This window comes from Cellulophaga sp. F20128 (assembly GCF_023015805.1).
In the GTDB taxonomy this organism is placed as follows: domain Bacteria; phylum Bacteroidota; class Bacteroidia; order Flavobacteriales; family Flavobacteriaceae; genus Cellulophaga.
Map to the genome: position 1 here is coordinate 1 of NZ_JALKBA010000043.1, position 3749 is coordinate 3749.

Annotated in this window: 2 protein-coding genes; both read right to left on the reverse strand. The window is 32.1% G+C overall.

What is annotated here, in order from left to right; all coding sequences use genetic code 11:
* Window positions 1-161: 161 nt before the first annotated feature.
* Window positions 162-923, reverse strand: a complete 762-nt coding sequence (locus tag MWU65_RS17310) for a LytTR family transcriptional regulator DNA-binding domain-containing protein (RefSeq protein ID WP_247079938.1) — start codon at window positions 921-923, stop codon at window positions 162-164.
* 5 nt (window positions 924-928) lie between these two features.
* On the reverse strand, window positions 929-2854 hold the full coding sequence (locus MWU65_RS17315) for a histidine kinase (RefSeq protein WP_247079939.1): 1926 nt from the start codon (window positions 2852-2854) through the stop codon (window positions 929-931).
* Window positions 2855-3749 lie beyond the last annotated feature (895 nt).

Sequence of the window (3749 nt, forward strand, 5' to 3'; positions counted from 1 at the left end):
CAACAACTAACAATGTCAGTCTAGATTTTTTGTTTCTTTTTCATCAATGGAAAAAGAAAGAGAAGACCTTTTAATTTCAATTGGTTCTCGATACACTATTTGTTCCATTTCATTACACAAAAAACACTCGAACTGAAATATTACTGCGATCTTGCTTATTATTAAACCCCCATCCAACTTTTAATGGCATCCTTATAACTTCTACCCGTGGTTATGCTTGTTTTTTGTTTGTTTTTTAAAGTAATGACATATCTGCTATTAAAATATTTCTGTACATTTTCTACATAGTCCATATTTATAATAATTCCCCTTTGCACTCTTAAAAAAAAATCTGGCAATTTAGTTTCTAACTGGGTTAAGGAGAGCTCTGTTAAATACTTTTCTGTATTCGTGTAAATGCAACTGTATTTGGCATCTGCTTCAAAATAGAGGACATCTTCTAGCTTTATAAAAAATAACTTCTCGCCTTTTCTAACCGTAATTGACGTCATTTTCTTAGCCTCTTTTTCCGCAGACATTTCTTTAATGGCTTCCAAAAGTTTTTGGGAATTGTGATTTCCATTTAACTTAATTAGTTTGTTAACGGTTTTCTCTAAACGCTCTAGGCGAACAGGTTTTACCAAATAATCAATACTATGGGTTTCAAAGGCCTGCAACGCATATTGATCAAAAGCAGTACAAAATATAACCATAGGCATACTGTCTAATTGCTCTAGCAGTTCGAAACCAGTAAGTCCTGGCATTTCAATATCTAAAAAAATGAGTTCTGGTTTTAAACTGTTAATTTTCTCTTTGGCATCTGTTCCGTTTTTTGCGGAAGCTATGACATTAAAACACTGCGGAAAATTCGCTGTCAATTTTAACAACCGCTCTCTTGCTAAGAGTTCATCATCTATGATTATAGTTCTATAGGGTTGGTTCATTGCTCTTAGTTTTCTATGGTGATTTTAATTTGTTTATTCGGTTTGTTTTTCCAGCTAATTGATGCCTTATCATTATACGTTAACCGCAACAAATCAAACACCGTTTGCAATCCATGACCACTCACTACACCTTCCGGAAAATCTGGGCCGTTATCTTCTACAAGAATAGTAAAACCAACATCAATTTTTTGAATACTGAGACTAATTTGTCCATCGTTTTCAACTTTAGAAATTCCATGTTTTACCGCATTTTCTATTAAAGGCTGAATGAGAAACATTGGTATTTTAGTGTTTTCCAGGGTTTTGTCTACCTCAATCGTAAAATTTAAACGATCGTCGAAACGAATTTGTTCTACCTCCAAATAATTGGCAACCATCTCTACTTCATCACCAATAGTGCTGTCTTTCTTCCCTTTTCGGTTGATTGTATATTTAAACAAATCTGATAATGACAAGGCCATTTTTTCTGTTTTATCCGCATTTTTATGAGCCAAACTCGCAATAGAATTTAAGGCATTGTATAGAAAATGGGGGTTGATTTGAGATTGCAGCAACTTTACTTCTGCTTGCGCATTTATCTCTTTAAGTTTGCTTAGTTCTATGTCTTTTTCTTTTATTAGGTTTTCTGAATAATGGTCGAGATATAATAAAAGCCCTCTGCCTAAAGTTAAGGTAATGGCGCCTAGTAATATTGGACTAACCCTGGTAACCCAACTATAGCTATTGCTTTCTATTACATACACAATTGCAATCGGTACTAAAAAAATGAAAAATGTAAAACCTATTTTTAAACCAAATTGAAAAATAAAGTTCATCTCTTTTTTAATAACATACGTATCAAAAATCCACAAAAATAAGGACATTATTAAGGCTACAGTTGTAAAAATAATATAAATACCAAAAACATCTTTGCTCCTTTGAAAGTGTATTGAGTTGGTGAAAAATTCATAGGTTAAAAAAACGGTTAAAGCACAGTATGTTAATGCTAGCAAAGGAACTGAATAATTAAAAAACCTAATTTTAAATCTTATTTTATAAAAAATTGCTAAACCTAACAACGTAAGAACAAGTCCTATTATCACGCATAACCAATTAGTCAATATCTCTGTTTTTTCCTTATTTAAAAAATTTATAGCATATCTCCATGGGTAAGTTTTAAACATATAAGCCTTAAATTCTTCTTCAAAATTAGGGCTGTAAAACCTTTGCAATACTTTTTCGTCTGATGAATGAATTTTAATAAAAAGGAAATCCTTGGGCAATGCGAAGCTATTTGCGGAAAGTATTTTGAAAATTACATTTTTCATCATTTTAGCCCTAAAATCGACTGTAACATCAGTTCCAAAATTAAAATCAGTTGATGAATCCAAATATCCAGAATTTTCCTTTGCTCTATTACTTTTATAGTAGTTAAAATGTCCAAGAGAATTGTCACTATTAATTGATGTTACCCGTTTCGTTACTTCATTCCGGTTGTCTTCATTAAAATTGAATTGAATTGTATACCTTTTTAAAAAATACAAAGAGTAACCATGGATAAAAGCATCATTTTTTGTAGTAGAGCTTCCCATTACGTCTTCCCTGCGAGGAGGTGTATTCAATGTTATATCTTCAAAACTCTTTCCTGTAAAATCACTAAAGAAGTGTATCTCTTGAGATGGAAATAGTGTTTTTAGCTCCTTTATAACATTTTCAAAAGCCAGACTGTCAATTTTTTTTGCTCTATTAAGTTTAAATAAAATGGGTCCTTTATATTTAAAGATAGGACGTTGCTTGTGCTTACCATGTTCGTAGACTTGAATCTTTATACGCTCCCATATATCATCTTTTAGTATCTTTTGGACCGGAGCATTAATGTCGTTTTCATTTAAATTTATAACTACAGTAAAAGGAACGATAAATAAAATAAGGCCGAAAATAATTTTCTTCATAATGGTAAATTTAATTATTTATATACCCCAAAGAAACTTTATACGTATTCTTGCTGAAACACTTTTCTGACGAACTGCATATATATAAAATTAATTGCATTTTAGTAATCGGCTGCGTCGTCGGGCTCAGCAGAAATATAGAGAAGTTTTTAGTTTCAAAAGGTTCTCGATACAATTTTTTCGTGCCTCAAAATCACTCGAACTGACATCTTTGTACTGTTCGCCTACTATACCAAGGATAAAAAGATCCAAGAGTGAAAAGGTAGTTTCTAGTTGGCTGTGGCAGTATTGTTACTAGTTTAAAAAGTTTATCCAGGATACCATTGAAGGAAGATGTCAAAGGTCTAAAAGTGAAAAACAAAAAGTGAAAAGAGATTCGAGAGTCAAGACTAAAAACCATCAACTGCCAACCAACAACTATCACCCGTCAACAATACCGACCTACAAAAACAAAGCGTAAAACTTGAATTGAAGTTTCGTTAAAATAATCCGTCTTGTGATGAATTCAAATGTAATTTGAAGAAGTTAGCGATTATTTAGAAACAGAAAGAAAAGTTTAGCTCTGGTTTTGTCAGTCTAGATTTTTTGTTTCTTTTTCAGCAATGGAAAAAGAAAAGAGTATAAATCCAGTTTCCAGTTTGCAGTAGCAGTATTGTTTCTAGTTCAAAAAATTAATCCTGAACACCTTTTACAGCTAAGGTTAAAGATCTAAAAGTCAAACATTTCATTAGGCTAATGGTGATCATACATCTTCTAAGATTACAAAACGACATACAAAAACAAAGCGTAATAACTTGAACTGCCATTTCGTTAAAAATAATCCGGTTTATCAAATGCAAAAAGAAGAGAGAGTCAAGAGTGAAAAGAGTTACAAGAGCCAGGAATCAGGAGTCCA

What these genes read in the sequence shown, in the direction of transcription:
- MWU65_RS17315 (WP_247079939.1), bottom strand. Translation starts at nt 2,854, where the DNA reads ATGAAGAAAATTATTTTCGGCCTTATTTTATTTATCGTTCCTTTTACT.
- MWU65_RS17310 (WP_247079938.1), bottom strand. Translation starts at nt 923, where the DNA reads ATGAACCAACCCTATAGAACTATAATCATAGATGATGAACTCTTAGCA.